Below are 23,325 nucleotides of genomic sequence, written 5' to 3' on the forward strand. Positions count from 1 at the left end.
GGCGGATTCACCCCGATCGGCGAATCAGGAATGTTCACCTGCCCGTTCGATGCCCGTTCGTGGGCCGATGAAGCGCTTGATCGACAACTCCCGTCGAACACCTCGCCCGCTCGCGCGCGGGATCTTCCTGTTCATCATGTGTCTGACAGGCCTGGTTAAGGCCCCGGCACCCCTGCCGGATCCAACTCGGCAAACCGCCTTCTGTCCCATTCCAAGACACTATTTCATTATCCCCGAAAACCAGTGGGATAGCCCGATTATGCGGCCCGCCGCCCCCTCTGCTCCCCTGCGGACCCGTCTCCGAAAAGTTAATTGCATTGCATGATGGTGCCGGGAGGGGTTACTTCGGTTGCAACAACGACACATCGGCAGCCCGGGGCGATTCGTCCCGGAGCCGAATGAACAAGTCGGGGCCGCGAACAGTAACGGATGACATTCGTCAGGGGGCAATACCGGACGGCAGTCCAACAGCCAATCGGCCCGAAGATCCGTGAACTGTCCGCAACAGGAGGGGGGAAACCTTCCTGCCCGCACAGGAAGGATGGACGAGATGGACAGTTTCGAAACCCGCAACGAGTTTGCAGCCCAGGACAGCGACACCGCTTCCGAGAGCCAAGCTACTGATATGCAAGGCAATTCTGTGCAGGCGATGAACCTGCGCAATGCCGATATCGTGCTTCGTCCCGATGCCGACGGCGTCGTCGTCCTCCCCGAAGGCGCCAGCCTCGACAACATGACCGCCGTGGGCCGCGACCTCGTGATCGTCCTCGACGACGGCACCCGCATCGTCATCCCCGACGGCGCGATCATCGTCCCGCAGATCGTGATTGATGGAGTCACCGTCCCGGCTGCCAACCTCGCCGCGCTTCTCACCGGCAACGAGCCGCAGCCCGCCGCCGGCGACCCGCAGAGCTCGGGCGGCAATTTCGAAGTCGATCCCGGCAACATCCAGGCCGCCTATGCCCTGGGTGACTTGCTGCCCTATACGCAGCTCCAGTTCCCGCAGCCCGAAGAGCGCGAGATCATCCCCGCGCTGGCCGAGCGCGATCCGGACATCGTGATCGAAACGCCCGACAATCCCGTTGGCGTGATCAATGCCATCGCCACCGTCGATGAAGACGGCCTGCCGGGCCGCACAATTGACGGCGCCTCCGAACCTGAAGGCACGCGCAGCGAAACCAATTCCGAAACCGCCAGCGGCACCATCGTCTTCAACGCGCCCGACGGCGTGGGATCGGTCCTGATCAACGGCGTAGCGATCACCTCGGTCGGCCAGACCTTCCAGGGCGAAACGGGCACGCTGACCATCACCAGCATCGATCTCGCCAGCGGCCGCATCGGCTTCAGCTTCACGTTGCAGGACAACATGGTCGGCGGCGAGCTGGACGGTTCGTTCGTGATGAGCGTGATCGATTCCGACGGCGACCGCGCCGATGCAAACCTGCAGATCCGCATCATCGACGACGCGCCGATCGCGGCCGACGATGCGAACAGCGTTGCCGCGGGGACCTTCGGGCCGATTGCGGGCAGCGTGCTGGTCAACGACGAACCCGGCGCGGACGGCTATGCCGCCGGCGGACCGGTTACCGGCTTCGCCAATGACAGCGGCTCTGCCGAACCGGGCGATACGCTTGTCGGCACCTATGGCGAGCTGACGCTCAACGCCGACGGCAGCTATTCCTACACCCGCTATTTCAACACGCCCGGCGGCGTGAGCGAAGAGTTCACCTACACCATCACCGATGCCGACGGCAGCACCAGCACCGCCACGCTGACCATCGATATCGGCGATGCGAACGATGCCATAACCAACGTGCCAGACGGCGAAGACGAGACGGTGGTGGAGGAAGGCCAGCTGCCGCCCACCACCGACACGCGTGACGACGAACCGGAGGGTTCGGATTTCGACGGCGACGATGAAACGGCAACCGGCACGATCACCTTCACCTCGCCCGACGGCGTGGGCTCGGTCTCGGTCGGGGGGACCGTGATCGATCCCACCAACCTGCCGCAGGTCGTGGTATCGGACGATACGGGCACCCTCACGGTCATCGACTATACCTATGACCCCGTGACCGGCGAAGGCACGATCACCTACGAATACGAACTGACCGACAACACGGGCGATCCCGAAGGCACGACGGTCGACTTCCCCATCGTGGTGATCGACCTCGACGGCGACGTGGCCGAAGACGACCTGGTGATCACCATCATCGACGACGTGCCCGAAGCCTTCGACGATACGGGCGCGCAGGGCGAAGAAAACGCCCCGATCACCGTCGACGCACTCGCCAATGACATCACCGGCGCGGACGGCGTGGACCTCGCCACTGGAGTGGCCGTGGTCGACGGAACGCTCAGCGGCGACGGCAGCGTTGCCTACAATGGCGACGGGACCTTCACCTATACCCCGGGAGCGGGCGAGGAAGGCACCGTAACCTTCGATTACACGATTACCGATGGCGACGGCGATACGTCGACCGCCACGGTCACGATCACGCTGCAGCCCGATTCCGCGCCTGAAATCGCAGTCGCCGGACAGGACACGGTCTTCGAGGAAGCACTCGGTGCGCGCGGCGACGAACCAGCTGGTTCCAATGCGGCGAGCGACGGCGAATTCGCCAGCGGATCGATCACCATCGCGACCGGCGGCGACAGCGTGGATACGCTGGTCATCAACGGCGTCGACGTTACCGGCGGCGGCACCGTCACCACCGATCGCGGCGTACTGACCGTTTCGGTCACCGACGGCGCCTACAGCTACAGCTACGAGCTGACCGACAACACGCTGACCGATCCGGACAGCGACAGCTTCACGCTGGTTGTCACCGACAGCGACGGCGATACGGCGCAGACCACGCTGGTGGTTTCCATCGTCGACGACAATCCTTCGGCTGCGGACGATGCGAACAGCATCGCAGCGGGCGAATACGGCCCGGTCGGCGGCAATGTGCTGGCCAATGATGTCGAAGGCGCGGATGGCGCGGTCGTCACTTCCTATACCGGCGCGAACGGCACCGGCTCGGCCGGCGACACCATCCAGGGCGAATACGGCACGCTGACTATCGCGGGCGACGGAAGCTATAGCTATACCCGGAATCCGGGCACAGAAGGCGGCGTCAGCGACAGCTTCACCTACACGATCACAGACGGAGACGGCGATACCGCTACCGCCAACCTCGTGATCGCGATTGCCGACAGCCCGGTCGTGCTCGACCTGCCGGTTGCAGGCGAAGAAGGCACGCTGGTCGATGAGGCGGGCTTGCCCGCGGGTTCGGACGCGGCAAGCGACAGCGAATTCACCAGCGGCACCTTCACCTATGACGCGCCCGACGGCCCGGCAGCGGTGACCATCGGCGGCGAGAGCGTGACCGCGGTCGGCCAGACCATCACCGGCAGTTTCGGCACGCTGACGATCACCTCGATCGCCAATGGCGCGATCGGCTACACTTACGAACTGACCACCAATACCGACGGCGACGATACTTTCGACAGCTTCGAAGTGACCGTCACCGATCAGGATGGCGACGTGGCTTCGGGCGATCTCGACATCGCCATCGTGGACGACGTTCCCACGGCAGTGGCCGATACCGACAGCGTGACCGAAGACGGCCCGCTGACCGCGGACGGCAACGTGATCACCAATGCCGAAGCCAATGGCGACAATGGCGGCGACACAACCGGTGCCGATGGCGCGAGCGTGACCGATGTTTCGTTCGGCGGCAATGCGGGCACAGTGAGCGGAGCGACTGCGGGCGCCTATGGCTCGCTCGTCCTCAATGCCAATGGCAGCTATACCTACACGCTCGATAATTCGAACGAGTTCGTCCAGGGCCTCGATTCATCCGAGAGCCTGACCGAGGTCTTCACCTATACTCTGACCGACGGCGACGGCGACACCAGCGTGACCACGCTGACGGTCACGATCAATGGCGATGACGATATCGTCACGATCAATGGTCTCGATCTCCAGACGCCCGAACTGACGGTCGACGAAGACGACCTTGCGGATGGCTCCTCGCCCGATGCAGCGGCACTTACTCCTGCGGGCAACTTCACGGTCGACAGCCCTGACGGGCTCGACACGCTGACCGTGGGCGGCGTCCAGGTCTGGGGCGGCGGCGAAAGCTATCCGATCTCGATCCCCGGCGCCTATGGCACGGTGAACGTAACCGGCGTGACCGTGACTACCGATGCCAATGGCGATGTGATCGCGGCGACCGTGTCCTATGAATACGAACTCAGCGACAACACGCTCGATCATACGGTGGACGGCGAAGACCAACTGGTCGACAGCCTCGACGTTGTCGCCACCGATAGCGACGGATCGCAGGATACGGCTTCTCTCGATATCGCCGTGGTGGACGACGTCCCGACCGCCAATGACGATAGTGCGGGTCAAGGAGCAGAGAACGCGCCGATCGTGATCGATGCGCTGGCCAACGACGTGTTCGGCGCAGACGGTGTCCTCACCGCAGACGGTGTCAGCGTGGTCGTCAGCTCGCAAGGGGCGCAGGGCACCGCGACCTACGATCCGGCGACCGGCCTGTTTACCTACACCCCGGCTCCGGGCGCAGGCAGCAACGGCCAGCTGACCGACAGCTTCACCTACACCATCACCGATCAGGACGGCGACAGTTCGACCGCAACCGTGACGGTCGATCTCCAGCCCGACAGCGAGCCGAGCGGCGGCACGGCTGCCGCGGCAGTCGACGATGACGGCCTGCCCGGCGGCAATCCGGACTCCACCGCCGGCGATCTCGACGCCAATGCAGGCGACGATCCTGCCGACACCAGCGACGCGAGCTTCACCGGCGCGTTGACCTTCGATGTCGGCAACGATGGCCCGGCGACCATTACCTTCGGCTCAGGCCTCGACGGTTCCAGCGTCATGCTGGGCAGCGAAATGGTCACCTATTCGGTCAGCGGCAACACGCTCACCGCATCGAGCGACCGCGGCGACATTTTCACGGTGGAAATCACCGATCCGGCGACCGGCGAATACACCGTCACCCTGCTGCAGAACGTGCTTCACACTGCCGGCAACGACGAGAATGACGCGCTGGCCACCATCGGCTTCACCGTCACGGATAGCGAAGGCGAAACCGCCGATACCACGCTCGACATCACGTTCGACGACGATGCACCAACCGCGACCGATAATACCAATTCGGTCGTGGAGGGCGCCACGGTTACCGGCAACATTCTGACCGATGACGACGGTTTCGGCGTCGATGCGAACGGTGCCGACGGTACTCTCACCATCCTGGCGGTTTCCGGAAGCGGCAGCAGCGACGATGGTGCCCCCTTCGTGGTGACAGGGACCTATGGCGAACTGACTGTAAATGCCGATGGCAGCTACAGCTACGAAAGCTTCGCCAACGCGACGAACGCAGACGCAATCGACAGCTTCACCTACCAGATCGTCGATGCCGACGGAGACATCTCCGAAGCGGCGCTGGATATCGACATCACCAATGTTGCCGGTACCGTCGAAGACGATGAAGCGACCGTCAATGAAGCCGGTCTTCCTACGGGCAGCGATGCGCCGAGCGACAGCGAAATCGACGCCGACGGTCAGATCACCGTCGTCGATGCGACCGGGACGTTCACCTATGTGCTGACCGATCCCGCGGGCGGCAATTACGGTACTCTCACGCTCGACAGCGTGACGGGCGAATATACCTATACGCTCGACACGAATGTCGATGGCGACAGCATCACGCTCGACCAGGGCGGCGACAATGGCACCAACACCGTCACCGGACAGGAAAGCTTCGGTTACGAAGTCTATGACGAGTTCAACAATTTGATCGGCAGCGGGACGATCAACGTCGATATCGTCGACGATGTCCCGACCGCTACCGACCAGGCACTGATCAATGTCGCCGAGGATGCTGCCGATATTTCCGGCAACGTCATGACCGATGGCACGCCCGATACCGAAGGCGCGGACGGCGCCAGTGTTACCGCGATCACGGTGGGTGCGCAGACCGTGGCCGTGCCGCAGGACGGCTCGGACGCAACGCTGATGACCGCCAACGGCACCTACACAATCGACATGGACGGCAACTGGACCTTCGATCCGAACCCGGGTCTCGACCAGTCGTCGGGCGCCATAGTCGCTGACTTCAGCTACACGCTGACCGACGGCGACGGTGATACCGACACCGCCACGCAGCCGATCCGCATCCTCGATGGAACGGGTCCGAACGATCCCGAAGCGGTCAGCCTGACCGTCGACGACCAGAACCTTGCCGATGGCAGCACTCCTGCCGGTCCGGACTCGGATTCCGAAACGATCAATTTCGTCCCCGGATCCGATCCGTTCGAAAGCATCGTGTTCGGCGACACCTCCGGTCTCGACGGCGGCCTGACCTGGGCGCGAGTAGACGATTTCACCATCACCGGTTCGGATGGCGGCCGTCTCGTCGTTACACTGACGCTCAATGTCGTCGGTGACGATGCCACCGTCACTGCAACGCTAAACGACAATTATCTCGGCCATGCGAGCCAGGGCGACGAACTCGACGCGCTCGGCTCGGTCGACGTCATCGCCACAGATATCGATGGCGACACTGCCACCGGATCGGTCGCCGTGAACGTCTCGGACGATGTCCCGACACTCGAAGCCACTGCACCCGGCGCCGGCTCGATCGAAGTCGACGAAACCGACCTGGGCACGCCTGCAGGTGCCGACTTCTCGGGCCTGTTCACGCCCGACTACAATGCCGATGGACCGGGTAGCGTAGGCAACTACATGCTTGGTCTGACCGCCAGCGCGACCGGCCTGGTCGACACCGCCAGCGGCGAGGCAGTGGTTGCCACGCTGGTTGGCGGCACGATCGAAGGACGGACCGAAAGCGGCGGCGAACTGGTGTTCACCATTACCGTCGATGCCGATGGTAATGTCGAACTGACGCAGGAGCGTGCAGTAGTCCACGCCGACGAGACCGATCCCGACGATGCCACCGGTCTTCCGGGTAACCTGGTCACGCTGACAGCCACGGTTACCGATGGCGACGGCGATACGGCGGATGCCACGGCGAATATCGGCGGCGCCTTCTCGTTCCGCGACGATGGCCCTGCGATCGATGCATCGGTAGTCGATGGCAACGCGGTCACGCTGACCACGCAGGATGCCGAGACGATCGGTGCGGGCAGCGACACTGCGGTGTCGACAGCCAACTTTGGCGGGGCATTCACCGTCGCCAGCAGCGCCTATGGCGCGGACGGCGCAGGCAGCATCGCCTGGGACTTCTCGCTGGCAATCGACAATGCGGCATCCGGCCTCACCAGCGATGGTGTGCCTGTTACGCTTTCGTTGAACGGCGATGTGGTCGAAGGGCGCGCCAACGGTACGCTCGTCTTCACGGTCTCGGTCGATGATTCGACCGGCGAAGTCACGCTCACCCAGTTCGAGGAGATAGACCACGACCTTCCCGGCTCGGACGACAATTACGATAGCCAGCTCGAAGCACTCGGTGACGGCGTGCTCTCGCTCAGCGGCACCGCGACCATCACCGATGGCGACGGCGATACGGCCGAGGAAACCGTGGTCCTCGACCTCGGCGGCAATATCCAGTTTGCGGACGACGGCCCGAGCATCGATGCCGCAGTCGTCGACGGCGACGCGGTCACGCTGACCACGCAGGATGCCGACACCGTTGGCGGCACGGACACCGATGTCTCGATCGCCAACTTCGGCGGCGCATTCAGCATCGCGGCCAGCAGCTACGGTGCGGACGGTGCGGGCAGCATCGTCTGGGATTTCAGCCTCACGGTCGATCAGGCCGCGTCGAACCTCAGCAGCGATGGCGTTCCGGTAACGCTCTCCCTGAACGGCGATGTGGTCGAAGGCCGTGCAAACGGTACTCTCGTCTTCACGCTCGAAGTGAATGAGACCACAGGTGCCGTTACCCTGACGCAATATGAAGAGATCGACCACGATCTTCCCGGCGCGGACGGTAATTACGACAGCCAGCTCCAAGCGCTCGGCAATGGCCTCGTCACCCTATCGGGCACGGCGACCATTACCGACGGCGACGGCGATACGGCTGAAGAGACGGTTACGCTCGATCTTGGCGGCAACGTCCGCTTTGCCGACGATGGACCCAGCATTGATGCGGCAGTCGTCGATGGCGATGCGGTCACGCTTACCACGCAGGATGCCGATACTGTCGGCGGTGCGGATACCGATACTTCGATCGCAGATTTCGGCGGCGCCTTCTCGGTCGCCAGCAGCGATTACGGGGCAGACGGCGCCGGCAGCATTGCCTGGGCCTACTCGCTGGTCATCGACAACCCGACTTCGGGCCTGACGAGCGGCGGCGTTCCGGTAACCCTGACGATGAACGGCGATGTGGTCGAAGGCCGCGCCAACGGCACGCTGGTCTTCACCGCTGCGGTGAACGGCACCACCGGCGTCGTCACGCTGACGCAGTACGAGGTGATCGACCACGATCTTCCGGGTGACACGACCGGCTTCGACAGCCAGCTCGAAACCCTTGCCGACGGCGTCCTTTCGCTGAGCGGCACCGCGACGATCACGGACGGCGACGGCGATACCGCCGAGGAAACGGTGGTACTCGACCTTGGCGGCAATATCCGCTTTGCCGATGATGGCCCAATCGCCGATCCCGATACCAACAGCCTGACCGAGGACACCGCATCGGTTGGCGGCAATGTCATCGCCGACGATGCCTTCGGCGCTGACGGCGCGGGTGATCCGGCCGTAACCGCAGTGACCGGCTTCAATGGTACTGCCGGCACAGTGGGCGGCTCGACAGCCGGAGAATTCGGTACGCTCTCGCTCAATGATGACGGGACCTATACCTATACGCTGAATACCGCTGCGGTGCAGAATCTCGATGACGGGGAAAGCGAAGTGGACAGCTTCACCTACACGATCGTCGATGCCGACGGCGATACCAGCACCACCACGCTCGACATCACCATCACCGGCGCAAACGACGCTCCGATGGCCGAGAACGACACCAACTGGGTGCTCGATGTCACCGTGGGCGCCGACCCGACCACCTCTGGCAATGTCCTGCAGGATCTCGATCACCCCGGCGCGCCGAGCGGTTCGTTCGCGGACGTGGCGGACACCGATGTCGACGGCGATACGCTGAGCGTAACCGGCGTGACTGGCGGTACGGTGGGCGCATCGCTCGCCGGGACCTACGGCGCGATCGTCATCAATGCCAACGGGACCTACACCTACACGCTCGACAGCGACAACGCCGCGGTCGATGCGCTGGGCGACGGTGAAACGCTGACCGATACCTTCACCTATACGGTGAGCGACGGCGACGCGACCGACACCGCCACCGTGGAGATCACGATCTTCGGCACCAATGATGCACCGGTTGTCGGCACCGCTGTTGCAGCAGTCTCGGACGAGGGTCTGGCCGGAGGCAATGTCGACGGCGTCGGAACCCCGACCGACACCACCAACTCGGCCATTGCGATGGGCACTGTGACGATCACCGACGCCGATGGCGATGCGCAGACCGTCACCCTCGGTACGCCGACCTCCGGGGCCCTTTCTTCGGGCGGCGATCCAGTTCTTTGGACTACGCAGGACGGCGGGCAGACGCTGGTCGGCTACACAACCAACGTGAACAATCCGGTCGTCACGATTACGATCGACAATGACGGCGATTTCACGGTCACCCAATTCCAGCAGATCGACCATCCGGATACCTCGGTGGAAGATGTCGATTCAATCGTCATTCCCGTGAGCTCGAACGATGGAACGACCACGGTCACCAATCCGAACGCAATCTCTGTCTCATTCGAGGATGATAGCCCGATCATCGGCGCCTTCAGCCCGGATGATCAGGTCATTCCGAACGAGGACGGATCCACGGCTGACGGGACCTTCGTCTATTCGCCGGGCGGCGATGGGCATGGCGAATTCACGATCACTGGACCGGTTATCGATGGCATCGTCTACCAGCCGCTTGAACACGGCCTGCTCGACCTGACTGACGACGGGGTAGCAAACCCCGTTCAGGGCACGACACTTACCGGCACGAATGCCGATGGGACGGTCGACATCTTCACCTTCCAGGTGGATGCCGAAGGAAATTATCTCTTCACGCTTCTCGAGCCGGACGCCGGAGATACGGAGACCGTTTCGTTGCTGGGCCTCACGGCCGGCGGCCCACAGGCATTTGTCCAGACTCCGGATGGCCGGATCGAATTCAGCAGCGCTGACGGCATCAATTCTTCGACAGTCGGATTTGGTGTCGCCAACCAATTCGTGGGAGCGGGTGAAAGCTTCGCTGTGGAGTTCCACTCTCCTGGCCAGCCCGGCAACCAAAACCCCTTGGTAAATCCGGACTTCGTCTCTTCTGCGGTCCTCACCAACGATCGTGACGGCGGGAGCGTCGTCTACCAGATCACCGTTTACAACGACGCCGACGGGACTTCGGAAGTAGTCTACAACGGGACTATCACAACTTCGGAAACGTTGATCGATCCGACTACACTGGATACGTTCAATCGGTTCGAAGTCGTTGCGGTCAGCGGTGGTGGGCAGGGCGCGCGCTTTACTGCGCTGAGCTTTACCAAGCAGATCTTGCCGGACGAACAGCAGTTCGATTTCGATGTCAGCGCCACCGATAGCGACGGCGATGCGACGGCTATCGCTTCGATCTCTGTGCTGGTCGATCCCGACGCGCCGAGCAGCATGGCTTCGCTCAGCAAGTTCTCGCTCGACAGCACGCTGGTTCAGCAGGACGGCGCAAACGACAACGCACTCTTCGCGAGCTCCTCGACTGCCACCAAGACCACCAGCGATCCGCGCATGGACATGCGCCCGATGGAAATGGCGACGGTTGCGGCGATGGCATCCGGCTTCTTCATGCCGGAAATGCAGTCGCAGTTCGACCAGACCATCGGCGATCGCGTTTCCGCGGACCGTGATATGGTTAATTTCGAGTTCGCTCCTGCTGCGGAAGTCCAGGCTCCGGAGATGCTTGAACCCGAAGCGATGAGTTTCGACGGCTTCGTCCAGACGGATCAGATCGATCCACGCGAACCCACAATGTCGAATATCATGGAAGGCGAAAGCGCGTCCAAGGCACCCCAGGCCGAGTTTGGCAGTAACCTGCAAAACGAAGGCGTGGACTTCGCCCAAGGCGTGGATGCCGGGCCCCAACTGGCCGGCGGCCCGAGTGTGTTCGAAGGCTTTGCCGGGGGCGATGCGGCAAGCGCGATGGAAGCGCTGCTCATGCTCGAAGCGCCAGCCAAGATGGCAGAAGCCGGTCCTGCGAAGGAGCCCGGGAAGGGTGTGGGTGAGACTGTGGCCGAGATCGCGGCGGAAGCCGAAGTCGACGCCATCGTCGATCACTTCGCGGCCAACGATGGTCCGGCGATGGCGGTAACGCCGCCGGAAGGGCTGCTCGACAGCATGATCGGAAACGAAGTGGCGCTCCATGCCATGGGCATGATGCCGCAGGACCAGAACGACGAAGCGGCCGCATTGGCAGCGGCTTCGGCATGATCGCAAAGAGAAGTTTGAAACAAGGGGCTTTGCAATGAGAAAAACAACCGCGATTTTCGCGCTTGCCGGAGCCGCAGTGGGGATGATCCCCTCTGCGGCCTTCGCGCAGGACGACCTTATGAGCCTGGACGGCAGCGAATTGCGCAGCGCCGTACAGATGCGCTACGACGCCGCACTCGCGCTAACCAAGGATCCAGGAATCGTGAACGCGAACGATCCGCGTTACATCTGGGCCAGCGAGGCGAAGGCGCAGTGCGGTATCGCGCTCGGTTTCCTCAAATCCAGCACGAAGGACGAGGTCAGCCTGTCGAAGTGCGGGATGGCCTACGACATGATGAACCGCACGCCGCAGGCGCGGGTAGCCGCTCCTGCGCCGCAGGCGCCCGCTGCGCCTCCAGAAGTCTGCAACGCGCAGGCACCGGGCCTCATCTTCTTCGAATTCGATTCCGCCACGCCGCAGCAGGATGCGGTGGAAACGGTCGAATACGTGGTCGAGAATGCAGCGGTCTGCAATTGGACGCGCTTCACCGTCGTCGGTCACACGGACCGGTCGGGCAGCAACGCCTACAATCAGGGACTGTCGGAACGCCGCGCCGAAGCCATCGAGGGGCTGATGGTCGGTCGCGGAATTGCCGATGCCACAATTTCCACGCGCGCCGAGGGTGAAGAAAGCCCCCGCGTGCCGACCGCCGACGGGGTTCGCGAATTGCAGAACCGCCGCGTCGAAATCCTGGTCAACCAGTAAGTGAGGGGACGAAAAATGCGCAAGACAACCCTGGCCACTGCCGCGGCGCTCCTGCTTGCAGGATCGGCTCCGGCAGCCATGGCACAGACCGCGCCCGCAGAAACCGTATCGATGCAGGACGCGATTGCCATCGCCATGCAGTCGAACCCGGAAATCATGCAGGCACAGTACAACAAGGAAGCGATCGAGTTCGAACGTAAGCAGGCGCAGGGGCTGTACCTTCCCCGCGTCGGCATCGAGGCGAGCGCGGGCGTTCGGAGGCTGGAAAACAACACCCGCCGTACGCTGGGCATCGCGAACAACGAGCTCTATCCGCTGGAAGCGGGGATCAACGCCGAATGGACAGTGTTCGATTTCGGCCGCCGCCGCGGCGAATTGCTGCGCCAGGCGGCCCGCGTCGACGGTGCCTCCCTGCGTGTGGTCGAGCGTTCGGAATTCATCGCCCTGCAGATTGCACGCCAGTATCTCGATGTTCTCCTCCAGGAACGCGTTGTTGCCGCCGCACGTGACAATGCGGCCTTCCATCAGACGCTGGCTTCCGATCTGTCGACCGGGGTGGACGAAGGTTCGATTTCGGTTGCCGACCAGCAGCAGGCCGAAGAGCGGCTGCAATCGGCACTGGTGCGCAGCGAAGAGGCCGATCTGGAACTCCAGAACGCCTATATCTCGCTACGCCGCCTGACCGGCATGGACATCAATGTGGGCACAATCCCGCCGGATCTTTCCAACGCCATGCCCAGCGATCTTCCGACCGCGGTCGGTCTGGCTCGCCTCAACAATCCGCTGGTGCGTGAAGCGGAGGCCGATGTCGACGCCGCTAATGCGCTGGTCGACGCGGCCGAGGGCGACCTCTGGCCGACGATCGGAATCGAGGCGAGCGGCCGCACCGGTGAGGATATCGACGGTTTCGCTGGCGAAACCACCGACCTGCAGGCCCGCGTGGTGCTGCGCTGGGACGTATTCGACGGCGGCATCAACCGGGCCAAGCTGCAGGAGAACATCCGCCAGGCGAGCCTTTCCCGTTATGCACTGCATGATCGCCAACGTGCTGCCGAAGAGGACGTGCGGCTGGCATGGCAACAGCTCGATACGCAGCGCCGGGTGGTGCAGCAGCTCGACCGCCAGAGCCAGGTCAGCGACGACCTCCTGCTGAGCTATCGCAGCCAGTTCAACATCGGGCGTCGTTCGCTGCTGGACGTGCTCGATGCACAGAACACGCGCTTCAATACGCAGGTCCGTCTCGAAACGGCACGGTTCTCCCAATTGTTCGCGCAGTACCAGACGCTTGCTGCTACAAACCAGTTCCTCGATGCGCTGAGCATCGCTCCGGGGGCCGGGGCAGGCGAGCAGGAACGCGAACGGTTCAATTATGGGCCGTCCGCGGATGCCGAATTGCAGCGGCGCGTCGCCGGAGATTGACGCAACACGAAGGGCCGATCACGGCTATGGAACAGACTAGGGCGGAACAGATTGGCGGGCGGGTCCTGGACCCGCTCGTCGATTGCATTGGCGAGGCGGCGAAGCGTTATGGCTTGCCGTTTGCGCGCGGCACGCTTGTCCAGCTTCCACGAAACACCGAAGGGCTGCTGCCGGCCCATCAGGCTCCGGCAGCACTCGACCTTGTCGGCCTCAACCACGATGTCCTGCGCCGTCGGCGCCTGCCGACCAACGCCAAGCTCCTGCCTGCTATCGCGGCAATGGACGGGGGCGGCTTCGTGCTGCTGCTCGAAGCGCAGGAGGACGAACTTCTCGTCTGGCGTCCGGAAACCGGCGCAGAGACCTGGGAAAAGCGCCACGATCTTGGCGAGGTTTACGCCGATACGCTGATACCCGTTTACGGTGATCCGGACCGGATGCGCGCCGACGAGGCACCCTGGCACGCGAAAGCGCGGAGTCACTGGTTCTGGGGCGAACTCCGCCGCGAACGCAGTGCCTTCACGCCCGTCTTGCTCGCATCGCTATTGGTGAACCTGCTGGCGATCGCGCTGCCGATCTTCACGATGAACGTGTATGACCGGGTCATCCCCAACCAGGCGCAGGAAACGCTCTGGGTGCTGGGCCTCGGCGTCCTGCTCGCCTTCGCGCTCGAATTCGCGCTGCGCCGCGCGCGCACATCGATCGTCGACGAAATTGCGCAGCGCCTTGATCTCAAACTGAGCCAGAAGATCTTCTCGCGCCTGCTCGCCATGCCGCTGGCAGAGCGCAAGGGCCACACGGGATCGATGGCCGCGCGGGTGGCCGAATACGCCATCGTGCGCGATTTCTTCGCCTCGACTTCGGTCGTTTTGGTGGTCGATGTGCTCTTCCTTGTTGTCTTCGTCGCGGTCATTGCGATCATCGCGGGCTGGCTGGCGCTGGTTCCACTGACGATCATCGCGGCGATGGCGGTTGCGGGGTTCGTCCTGCAGAAGAAAGTGGTCGAGGCTTCGCAGGATGCGCAGGCCGATTACGGTTTGCAGCAGACGCTGCTGGTTGAATCACTGACCGGTGCGGAGACGCTGAAGGCCATGGGCGGGGAGGGCGGCATGCTCTCGCGTTGGCACCGGCTGGCCGATGTCGGTGGACACTCGCAGCTGCGGCTACGCAACATCAACTCGGTCGCGGTCAGTCTGGCACAGGTCTTCCAGCAGATCTCCACCGTCGCGCTGATCATCGGAGGCTATTACCTCTTCGCCGCGGGCGAGATTACCATGGGTGCGATCATCGCCATCGTGATGCTGGCTTCGCGCTCGCTCGCCCCTGCAGGCCAGATCGCCTTCCTGCTGACCCGCGGCCGGCAGGCCAAGGAGACGCTATCCAGCATCGAGCGGATGTTCGAGACCGGGGACGAGCGCAAGCTCGGCGCCAGCGTTGCGCCCAGCGCAATCACGCGCCCACGCATCGCGCTTCAGGATGCCGAATTCCGCTATGCCGAGGAAGCCCCTGCGGCGCTTTCCGGCCTCAACCTGACCATCGAGCCGGGCGAGCGCATCGCGCTGGTCGGCCGTGTCGCCTCCGGCAAATCGACATTCGGGCGGCTGCTCTGCGGTCTTTATGCTCCGACCGAAGGCGCGATGATGGTCAATGGAATTGACAGCCGCCAGTACCGTCCGCAGCAACTGCGCGAGGCATTGGGCTTCGTGGGGCAGGATGCGGCGCTGTTCTCCGGCTCGGTGCGCGACAATCTTACGCTTGGACGGCTCGGCCTTTCGGAAGAGGCATTGCTTGAAGCGATGCGGGCCACGGGGGCGGACCAGTTCCTGTCGCGCGATGCCGGAGGGTTCGACCGCTCGGTGGGCGAAGACGGACGCCAGCTTTCGGGCGGCCAGCGCAGTTTCCTTTCGCTTGCCCGCGCCTTGGTCGAACCGCGCGAGCTGCTGTTCCTCGACGAGCCGACCGGCGCGATGGACAGCGAGACGGAAAAGATGTTCGTCGAACGCCTGTCGGGCGCAATGAAGCCCGAACAGACGCTGGTGATCTCGACGCACCGTCCGGCTCTCTTCTCCATCTGCAACCGACTGATCGTGCTCGACAAGGGCCGGATCGCTGCCGACGGGCCGGTCAAGGAAGTCCTCGCTCAGGCCGGCGCAGCGCGCGGAGGTGTCGCGTGAACAAGGCCGCAGCCACCCGCATCAGGCGCATCTGGGCGTTTTCTGTCCTTGTCGTGACCAGCCTGTTCGTCGGCACGTCGGCGCTGCTGGTTCCGCAGGAGCAGGCGATCGCCATGGCAAAGCTGGCGCCGGAATTGCAGGCCGATCTTTCGGACATGACTACTTCCGCCGAAACTGGGGCCATGCTGCTGGACGCCGAAGATGGTGATGCACTGGCGCGCAACCTTGCGATCCCCACGCTTGCGGGCCGTCTGGAACGCCCTGGGCGGTTCGCAGCCATACCGCTTTCCTCGAACCACTTTGGCACAGCAGCGGACTGTCTAGCGCAGGCGGTCTATTACGAAGCGGCGCTGGAACCTGCGCTGGGCCAGCGCGCGGTTGCGCAAGTCGTGCTCAACAGGGTCCGGCATCCGGCCTATCCCAACACCGTTTGCGGCGTCGTCTATCAGGGCTGGAACCAGAAGGTCTGCCAATTCAGCTTCACCTGCGACGGGGCACTGATGCGCAAGCCGCAGGCCGATCTATGGCGCTCGGCCAAGGCCATCGCGCGTGACGCGCTTTCGGGCCGCGAAGTCGCCGAAGTCGGCACCGCAACGCATTACCACGCCGATTACGTCGTGCCCTACTGGGCCTTCAAGCTGGGCAAGATCGCTACCATCGGTCGCCATATCTTTTACCGCTTCCCCGGCTCGCCGGGTCGCGCCGCCAGCTTTTACGGCAATTGGGCGGGTCGGGAGATCAAGCCGCAGGTTGATTTCGCGCGCTTCATCGAAACGGACGGCGAAGAGCCCATCGAACTGGTCGCGGAAGCCGTTTACACGCCCGGTCTTACGGTTGAGCCGGATGTCCGGGACCGGCATGCCGCTGCCGATGTGGGTGGACGGATCGACACCACCAAGGCGTGGCGCCTGACCATTCCCGACCCGGTCGAGGCCAGCGCCGGTTATCGCAATACCCTCTCTTCGCAGGGCGCGCTGGTGGCAGCGGCGCCCGGATCTTCGGAGCAACCGCAATGACCGCCTTCCAGCGCTGGAATACGATGAGCGCGGCGCAGCGCCTGATCGTCACCGCCGCAGTGGGAATCGCCCTGCTGTTTGCCTGGGCCGCTTTTGCCCAGGTCGACCAGATTACCCGCGGCACCGGTACGGTCATCCCGTCGAGCAAGGCGCAACTGGTACAACCATCGGAGCCTGCCGTGATCGAGGAAATCCTCGTGAGAAGCGGGCAGAGCGTGAAAGAGGGCGACTTGCTCGTCCGCCTCGACGATTCGCAGAGTGCGTCGACCCTGGGTGAACTCCAGACCGAGAACGAGCGACTGGCCGTTCGTGCCCAGCGCCTCAACCAAGAGGCGGCTGGAGGCACTTTGGGCTGCGAAAGCGGAAGCGGTTGTGCCGATGAACAGCGTTTGGCGCAGGCCCGCGCTGCGACGGCGCAGGCGCGCGAATCCTCGCTCGCTTCGGCGGTCGAGCAGCGCCGCCGCGATCTTTCGGAAGCCCAAGCTACGGCCTCAAGCCTGGAAAGCAGCCTGCGCCTCGCGCGCGAGCAGGTCGAGATGTTGCGTCCGCTGGCTGCGAAGAATATCGTACCGCAAACCGATCTCCTGACGGCGGAGCGAGAAGTGATCGACCTGCAGGGCCGGCTATCCGCTTCGCGTCAGGCCGCAGCGCGCGCTTCCGCCTCCATCAGGCAGGCGCAGGCCGATCTTTCGCAGGCCCGTGCCGATTTCCGCCAGCAGGCGCTGGCTGAGCGCAGCGAGATCACCACGCGCATGGCCGTGAACGCGGAAAGCATTCGCGGCGCCACCGCGCGGCGCAACCGCAATGAATTGCGCGCCCCGTCGGACGGGATCGTCAACGATGTGCAGGTCACCACCGAAGGCGGCTTCGTCAATGCGGGTGAGAAGATCATGCAGATCGTTCCGGTAGGCGACAAGTTGCTGATCGAGGCCCGCATCTCACCCAGCGACCGCGCTTTCGTGAAGGTCGGAGACCGGGCGAATGTGAAGGTCACAGCCTATGATTTCTCGATCTACGGCGGATTGAAAGGCCGCGTCGCGCAGGTCAGCGCCGACAGTATCTTCGACGAGGTCGAGCGCGAAGCCTATTACGCAGTGATCATCGAGACCGACCGTGCTTTCATCGAGAAGGGCGGAGTGCGCCTGCCGATCGTGCCCGGCATGATCTGCGATGTCGAAGTCCTGACCGCACGCCGCAGCGTGCTGTCCTACCTGTTTAAGCCGGTAAACCGCGCCTTCGACCGCGCGCTGACCGAACGCTGAAGTTTGCTTGGGGGGAGAGAGGCGCGAGCGTTGCTGCGCTCGTGCCTCTCAATATCCGTGCAGCCAGCTCTGCTTCGCGCCCAGGCTCATGACCGGGCGATAGCCGTGGTCCTGCGAGGCATCGAGCGGCGCGCTGCCGACATTGTCCAGCATCAGGTAACCGTCATCGGTCTTTACCAGCAGCACGGCATGATCACGGCGGCGGACGAGATCGCGCGCCAATGTCAGGATCATGTCTTCGCGCGCAACACCGGCGGCGGCGAGCAGTTCCATCTTGAGCAGGGCAAAGTCTTCGCAGTCACCCTGCCCAAGGCGAAGGGTGGTCGCGGCATCGGCCCAGTAATCGCTGCGGCCGTAGAGGTCGATATCCTCGACATGCTCGATCTCGCGGTTCACCCAGCGGTTGACCGAAGCGATCACCTGCCCCAGATTTTCGCGGCTTCCGCCCGCCTGGATAAGCGTGGCGGACAGGTTTGTCCGGCTTGCGCCCACGCGCTCCCACTGGGCATCGAAACTCGTGCGCGAAATCGGCACCATGCGGCTGCCGAGGACAAGGTCCTTGCGTGCGGCCGAAGGCAGGAGCGATGGATCGCGGCGCGGAGCCGCGAATTGGGTCTGGCCCGGCCGGAACGGGATTGCCGAAGCGAAGGGGCTGGCTTCGATGGCGCAGGCCCCGCTACGCGAAGCAACCGGTGCGGCCGCCGGCTCGAAGGGTGGGCGCGGCGCGCTGGAGAGCAGCGGATGCGAGAGTGCTGCACTCGTCTGCCGCGCGCGGATCGCGTCGAGTGCGCTTTCGCCGCCGATGATCTGCGATGCCTTGCTCGCGGAAGCCGATGTGAGGGAAATGGGCGCATTGGCGGGCATCGGTTCGCTGCAACCCGATGCCATCTTCTCCACCGCCTGCACCGCGATAGCCGGGGTCGCGGCCTGTACAGCCTGCGGGGCGATTGCCAGCAAGGCCGCCGCCGCCGTCAGAGCAGGGCGAAGCAGGGCGCGGGAGGATGAGGTTCCAACCATGCCCCGGTGTTACGAAGGCAAGCTCAAGGAACGGTTGCGGGTCAGGGTTAATGGCCGGAAAAGACCTTGCTTCAGCCCCGCGAAAGCTGGCGGCATCTAATCCCTAACGCGCCTTCACCACGGTCCGGGAATTTCCAAGATGCGCTTTTTCGCCCCCCTGCTTGCGCTTGTCTTCGCTGCGATACCTGGTGCTGCCAGCGCGCAGGAAATCTATGGCGGCCTCTATGCGCATGGCGTGGATACGCCTTTCACCTTCGACACCAATGAGGGCGGCGTCGATGTCCAGGCCGGGGTTCGCTTCGACGAGATCGAGGCGATGGCCGATGTGCAGCCCTATGTCTTCGGCTCGGCCAATTTGTCGGGCGATACCAGCTTCGTCGGCGCCGGGGTGAGCTGGAAGGCGGAGATCGGCAGACTGTACGTGCGGCCCGGCGTCGGGCTGGTGATCCACGATGCACCCTCGCTCCGCGTGGATCCGCAAACCGGCATGCGCACCGATCTGGGCAGCCGTGTGCTGTTCGAACCGGAACTCGCGGTCGGCGTGGACCTCGACGAACGCTGGTCGGTGGAGGCGAGCTGGGTCCACATCAGCAATGCGCGCCTGTTCAACAGCGAACAGAACCCCGGCATCGACATGATGGGCCTGCGGGTGAACTACCGGATGTGACAGGCGGCACTTCCTGGGGGCAAGGGCCGTTGCGGGCCGCCGCCGTAGTGCCTATGTGAACCGCGCGGCGACCACGTTCCCGCCCTTTGGACTTCAAGACCGGGACGGCCCGGCGGTTTCAGGAGGCTGCTATGGCGTGGGTTGCGCTTTTCTTTGCTGGATTGTTCGAAATTGTCTGGGCGACTGCAATGAAGCAGTCGGACGGGTTTACCAAACTCGTGCCGACCATAGTCATGGCTGTGGGGATGCTGCTGAGTTTCGGCTTGCTGGCCTGGTCGATGAAGGTGCTTCCGCTGGGCACGGCTTACACGATCTGGACCGGGATCGGCGCTCTGGGCGCATTCATCATCGGCATAGCCTATTTCGGAGAAGCGCTGAGCTTCATGCGGGTCACTGCTGCGGCGCTGATCGTTTGCGGTCTGGTGATGATGAAGCTTTCGAGTCCTGCCTAGACCTTCAGCAGGTGCCTCTTTTCGCAGACATGCAAGAACATCCGGCGGCGAGCCCGGACCTAACGCCGTGGGAAGCATCCGCGCTCAAGCAGCCCGAAGGGCGGTAGCGCAAGATAAACAGATCACGCGGCTGGGCGAACCTTGCGCGAGGCGAGGCGTAGCTCCCGAGAGCGAGAATGACGGGGGCCTTTTGCAGATTGCTCTGCGAAAGACCCCGCGGGCGGATGCCTGATCGGCGCGGTTCGGGTGGCGGCCCCGCCGGACCTTTGCGCACTCAAGCAGCCCGAAGGGCGTTAGTGCAAACAAACACGCACTGAAGCAGCCCGAAGGATGCCAATGCATGAACGTTCATGCATACGAGGCCGCCCGAAGGATGCCCGAACACGAACACCGAACCTGAACCCGGCTTAGTCTCATGTGCGACCTGGGCAGCGGGTGCGACGGGGAGGGTTCGCCTGTGAAAAGCATGAGCCCCTGCCGCTCTCCCGCGCGGGCGAAGAAGGTCCCGCGACCTGTATCGTGCTGCCGGCCGCATCCGGGCGAAGGAGAGAAGGTGTCCTGGGGCCTGGAAGAGGTCATTCGCTCCCGACCTGGACGCCCGCGCCTTTCGACCGGCCGCGCCGCCCATACAGGCACCGCCGTCGCGGGCCCTCCGGGCAAGGAAGGGGGGTACCAGCTTCGCGCCCTCCCGATCCGCTGCCACACCTAACCAAATAGGTGACAAAGTCAAGAATTTAGCGGAGAAATAGGTTTTGCATAGGGCGGTGCCTACTGAGACTGGCGGCAGTCAGTTTCGGTCATTCCCGGTGGAATGGCTGGTGCAGCTCTACGTCCGATTTGGGGTGGAAACCTGCCAGAACCTGAAGATGGATTTTAGTAGCGAAAAGGTAAAGAAATGACGGCTATGGTGCATATCGATCTTGTTGGGGCATAATTTGTGGACGATCGTAAGAATGCTTATCTCGCTTGCGCCGTTAGCTTTGCTTGCACAAGTGGCGGCACCTGGACCCGAGAATTGGGCCTATTTGACGTGCATGACGTCACGTGCAGCAGAGGTCGCACAGGAAAGACTGCCTGAAGCAGAGTTCAAGCAACGCCTTCAAAGCTTTTGCCAGAACGAGAGATCGACACTTCGAAATGTAATTGTGCGCCAGCAGATTGCAGATGGACGGACACGCGAGCAGGCCAACTCCGACGCCAATGTGTTCTTCGCAGAGATAATGGAGCAGATGCTTAGTCTGCGACCAGTCGCGCCTAGGTAGAGAATTAGTCTTAGTAAGAGAACAAGGGACGAGTGTGACGCTTACACGTTGTCCGTAATGGCGTCGGAAGCGGAAAGGCCGCCTAATCGCTGAAGCTCGCTTTTTCCAAAGGTGTGAATTCGCACCTTGAAAAATCTCTCGGTTAATTTTCAGTATTTTAACCGGTTGGAAAGTCCGAAGAACAATTAAGGCTCGTATCAGACGTCTTGTTGTACGGTGCCAATAATGTCCCACGTTCAATCGAGAAAACTTCAGTTTCGAATAATGAGGATATTGGCGCTGGTGCTGGCCTTTGTCGGACCCTTGACGGCATCGGTGGTCTATTCGAAGTTTTTTCGGGAAGACGGCTTGGTAACTGAAATTCGCCAACTGGTTTTCGTGAGCATGGCGAGCCTGACGGTCATTGGCGGTGCGCTGCTGCTCAATTGGCCATTCGATCAGTGGCCGCGAATTGCCAGGCGCGGAGCGTTCGCAATACTTGCGCTGGCCATGGTTTTTGCCTTTTTGTTCATGACGATATTTGTCATGATCTATCTCTGAGTTGGGTGTCAGCGCGCTCTCGGAGGACCGCACTTGGCACCAAAAAGGGCGGCGCCTTGCGGCACCGCCCTTCGGTGATCTCGCGGAACGAGATCGAAGCGTAAGCCTGTGGCTTACTTGAGCTCGACGGTACCGCCGGCTGCTTCGATCTTGCCCTTGATTTCTTCGGCTTCAGCCTTGTTGACGCCTTCCTTGACGGCCTTGGGCGCGCCTTCGACGAGAGCCTTGGCTTCAGTGAGGCCCAGGCCGGTGATGGCTCGGACTTCCTTGATGACCTGGATCTTCTTGCCACCGTCGCCGGTGAGAATGACGTCGAATTCGTCCTTCTCTTCAGCGGCTTCAGCGGCGCCGCCAGCGGCGGGTCCAGCTACGGCAACAGCAGCGGCGGCGCTTACGCCCCACTCTTCTTCAAGTGCCTTGGCAAGCTCAGCGGCTTCCATAACAGTCAGCTTCGACAGTTCTTCAACAAGCTTGGCGATATCGGCCATGATGTTTCACTCCAAATAAAAGGCCGGGGCGGTTGATTGGTTTGCCCCGATAAAAAGTCGCGTTTGCGAGAGGTCTCTTACGCCGCTTCCTTGGCGCCATAGGCACCAACGACACGAGCGAGCATCGAAACGGGTTCCTTGATCGTGCGGACAACCTTGGTTGCCGGCGCGTTGAGGAGGCCCACGATCGTGCCACGAAGTTCGTCGAGGCTGGGCATCGAGGCCAGCGACCTCACACCTGCTTCGTCGAGCTTCTGCGCGCCCATCGATCCGCCGACGATTTCAATCTTGTCGGTGGTCTTGGCAAACTCCACCACGGCTTTCGCCGCAGCGACCGGATCTTCGGAATAACCGAGGGCGGTCGGACCGGTCAGGAACTCGTCGAGTCCTGCATAGTCGGTGTCCTTGAGGGCGAGCTTGGCGAGACTGTTCTTCGCAACCTGGTAGGCTGCACCAGCTTCACGCATCTTGTTACGCAATTCGGTCGACTGGGCGACCGTAAGGCCCAGGTTGCGGGTCACGACGACCACGCCAGCCTGGTTGAAGACATCGCTGAGCTGGGCAACTGCGTCGGTCTTTTGCGAACGATCCATGCCATACTCCTTCACTATGGCCGCACGGAATGACTTCCAGGCGACCGGCTACGTTTGTCCATGCTGCAAGAGGCAACACAGGCGAGTCCGTTGATGGGGAAGGAGGTGCGCCAGCTGGCGCGAAACGGCGGATGTTGGCCCGCCGGAAATCTCTGTCCCCGTCTAGGCTGGAAATTAA

Annotated in this window: 12 protein-coding genes; 9 read left to right on the top strand and 3 right to left on the bottom strand. The window is 62.8% G+C overall.

Translation table 11 applies throughout. The annotated features are described in order from the left end of the window. The first annotated feature begins 550 nt into the window (after positions 1-550). From GRI69_RS08390 to GRI69_RS08415, 6 genes are read left to right on the top strand one after another with little or no spacing between them, the layout of a single operon-like run. Positions 551-11,515, top strand: a complete 10,965-nt coding sequence (locus GRI69_RS08390) for a beta strand repeat-containing protein (protein ID WP_160727809.1) — start codon at positions 551-553, stop codon at positions 11,513-11,515. A gap of 34 nt (positions 11,516-11,549) precedes the next feature. After that, positions 11,550-12,260, top strand: a complete 711-nt coding sequence (locus GRI69_RS08395) for an OmpA family protein (protein ID WP_160727810.1) — start codon at positions 11,550-11,552, stop codon at positions 12,258-12,260. Between the two features lie 15 nt (positions 12,261-12,275). Beyond that, positions 12,276-13,679 carry a TolC family protein gene (locus tag GRI69_RS08400; protein WP_160727811.1) on the top strand — a complete coding sequence of 468 codons (1,404 nt, stop codon included), beginning with the start codon at positions 12,276-12,278 and terminating at the stop codon, positions 13,677-13,679. Positions 13,680-13,705: 26 nt separating this feature from the next. After that, positions 13,706-15,850 (top strand): type I secretion system permease/ATPase, encoded by a 2,145-nt coding sequence (locus GRI69_RS08405; protein ID WP_160727812.1) that lies wholly within the window; start codon positions 13,706-13,708, stop codon positions 15,848-15,850. After that, positions 15,847-16,866 (top strand): cell wall hydrolase, encoded by a 1,020-nt coding sequence (locus tag GRI69_RS08410; RefSeq protein ID WP_337191048.1) that lies wholly within the window; start codon positions 15,847-15,849, stop codon positions 16,864-16,866. Before GRI69_RS08405 ends, GRI69_RS08410 begins: the two co-directional genes overlap by 4 nt. Next, a complete protein-coding gene (locus GRI69_RS08415; RefSeq protein ID WP_160727813.1) occupies positions 16,863-18,128 on the top strand; it encodes an HlyD family type I secretion periplasmic adaptor subunit in 1,266 nt (421 codons plus the stop codon). Before GRI69_RS08410 ends, GRI69_RS08415 begins: the two co-directional genes overlap by 4 nt. 48 nt (positions 18,129-18,176) lie before the next feature. On the opposite strand, the gene GRI69_RS08420 is transcribed toward GRI69_RS08415, so the two are convergent. Beyond that, entirely contained in the window at positions 18,177-19,145 is a 969-nt protein-coding gene (locus tag GRI69_RS08420) for a transglutaminase-like cysteine peptidase (protein ID WP_160727814.1), read from the bottom strand. A gap of 139 nt (positions 19,146-19,284) precedes the next feature. On the opposite strand from GRI69_RS08420, the gene GRI69_RS08425 reads away from it, so the two are divergent. The 3 genes from GRI69_RS08425 (at position 19,285) to GRI69_RS08435 (ending at position 22,066) form a co-directional block, all read left to right on the top strand. Next, positions 19,285-19,812, top strand: a complete 528-nt coding sequence (locus GRI69_RS08425) for an acyloxyacyl hydrolase (RefSeq protein WP_160727815.1) — start codon at positions 19,285-19,287, stop codon at positions 19,810-19,812. Between the two features lie 131 nt (positions 19,813-19,943). Further along, a complete protein-coding gene (locus tag GRI69_RS08430) occupies positions 19,944-20,264 on the top strand; it encodes a DMT family transporter (RefSeq protein ID WP_160727816.1) in 321 nt (106 codons plus the stop codon). A 1,535-nt stretch (positions 20,265-21,799) separates the two neighbouring features. Further along, positions 21,800-22,066, top strand: coding sequence for a hypothetical protein (locus GRI69_RS08435; protein WP_160727817.1), 267 nt, complete (start codon positions 21,800-21,802; stop codon positions 22,064-22,066). A 113-nt stretch (positions 22,067-22,179) separates the two neighbouring features. Here GRI69_RS08435 and rplL read toward each other — a convergent pair whose 3' ends face one another. Then, on the bottom strand, positions 22,180-22,554 hold the full coding sequence (rplL, locus tag GRI69_RS08440; RefSeq protein ID WP_160727818.1) for a 50S ribosomal protein L7/L12: 375 nt from the start codon (positions 22,552-22,554) through the stop codon (positions 22,180-22,182). 77 nt (positions 22,555-22,631) lie between these two features. After that, a complete protein-coding gene (gene rplJ, locus GRI69_RS08445) occupies positions 22,632-23,147 on the bottom strand; it encodes a 50S ribosomal protein L10 (protein WP_160727819.1) in 516 nt (171 codons plus the stop codon). Positions 23,148-23,325 lie beyond the last annotated feature (178 nt).

Source organism: Qipengyuania vulgaris, from assembly GCF_009827325.1.
Lineage (GTDB): Bacteria > Pseudomonadota > Alphaproteobacteria > Sphingomonadales > Sphingomonadaceae > Qipengyuania > Qipengyuania vulgaris.

What these genes read in the sequence shown, in the direction of transcription:
- GRI69_RS08390 (WP_160727809.1), top strand. Translation starts at nt 551, where the DNA reads ATGGACAGTTTCGAAACCCGCAACGAGTTTGCAGCCCAGGACAGCGAC.
- GRI69_RS08395 (WP_160727810.1), top strand. Translation starts at nt 11,550, where the DNA reads ATGAGAAAAACAACCGCGATTTTCGCGCTTGCCGGAGCCGCAGTGGGG.
- GRI69_RS08400 (WP_160727811.1), top strand. Translation starts at nt 12,276, where the DNA reads ATGCGCAAGACAACCCTGGCCACTGCCGCGGCGCTCCTGCTTGCAGGA.
- GRI69_RS08405 (WP_160727812.1), top strand. Translation starts at nt 13,706, where the DNA reads ATGGAACAGACTAGGGCGGAACAGATTGGCGGGCGGGTCCTGGACCCG.
- GRI69_RS08415 (WP_160727813.1), top strand. Translation starts at nt 16,863, where the DNA reads ATGACCGCCTTCCAGCGCTGGAATACGATGAGCGCGGCGCAGCGCCTG.
- GRI69_RS08420 (WP_160727814.1), bottom strand. Translation starts at nt 19,145, where the DNA reads ATGGTTGGAACCTCATCCTCCCGCGCCCTGCTTCGCCCTGCTCTGACG.
- GRI69_RS08425 (WP_160727815.1), top strand. Translation starts at nt 19,285, where the DNA reads ATGCGCTTTTTCGCCCCCCTGCTTGCGCTTGTCTTCGCTGCGATACCT.
- GRI69_RS08430 (WP_160727816.1), top strand. Translation starts at nt 19,944, where the DNA reads ATGGCGTGGGTTGCGCTTTTCTTTGCTGGATTGTTCGAAATTGTCTGG.
- rplL (WP_160727818.1), bottom strand. Translation starts at nt 22,554, where the DNA reads ATGGCCGATATCGCCAAGCTTGTTGAAGAACTGTCGAAGCTGACTGTT.
- rplJ (WP_160727819.1), bottom strand. Translation starts at nt 23,147, where the DNA reads ATGGATCGTTCGCAAAAGACCGACGCAGTTGCCCAGCTCAGCGATGTC.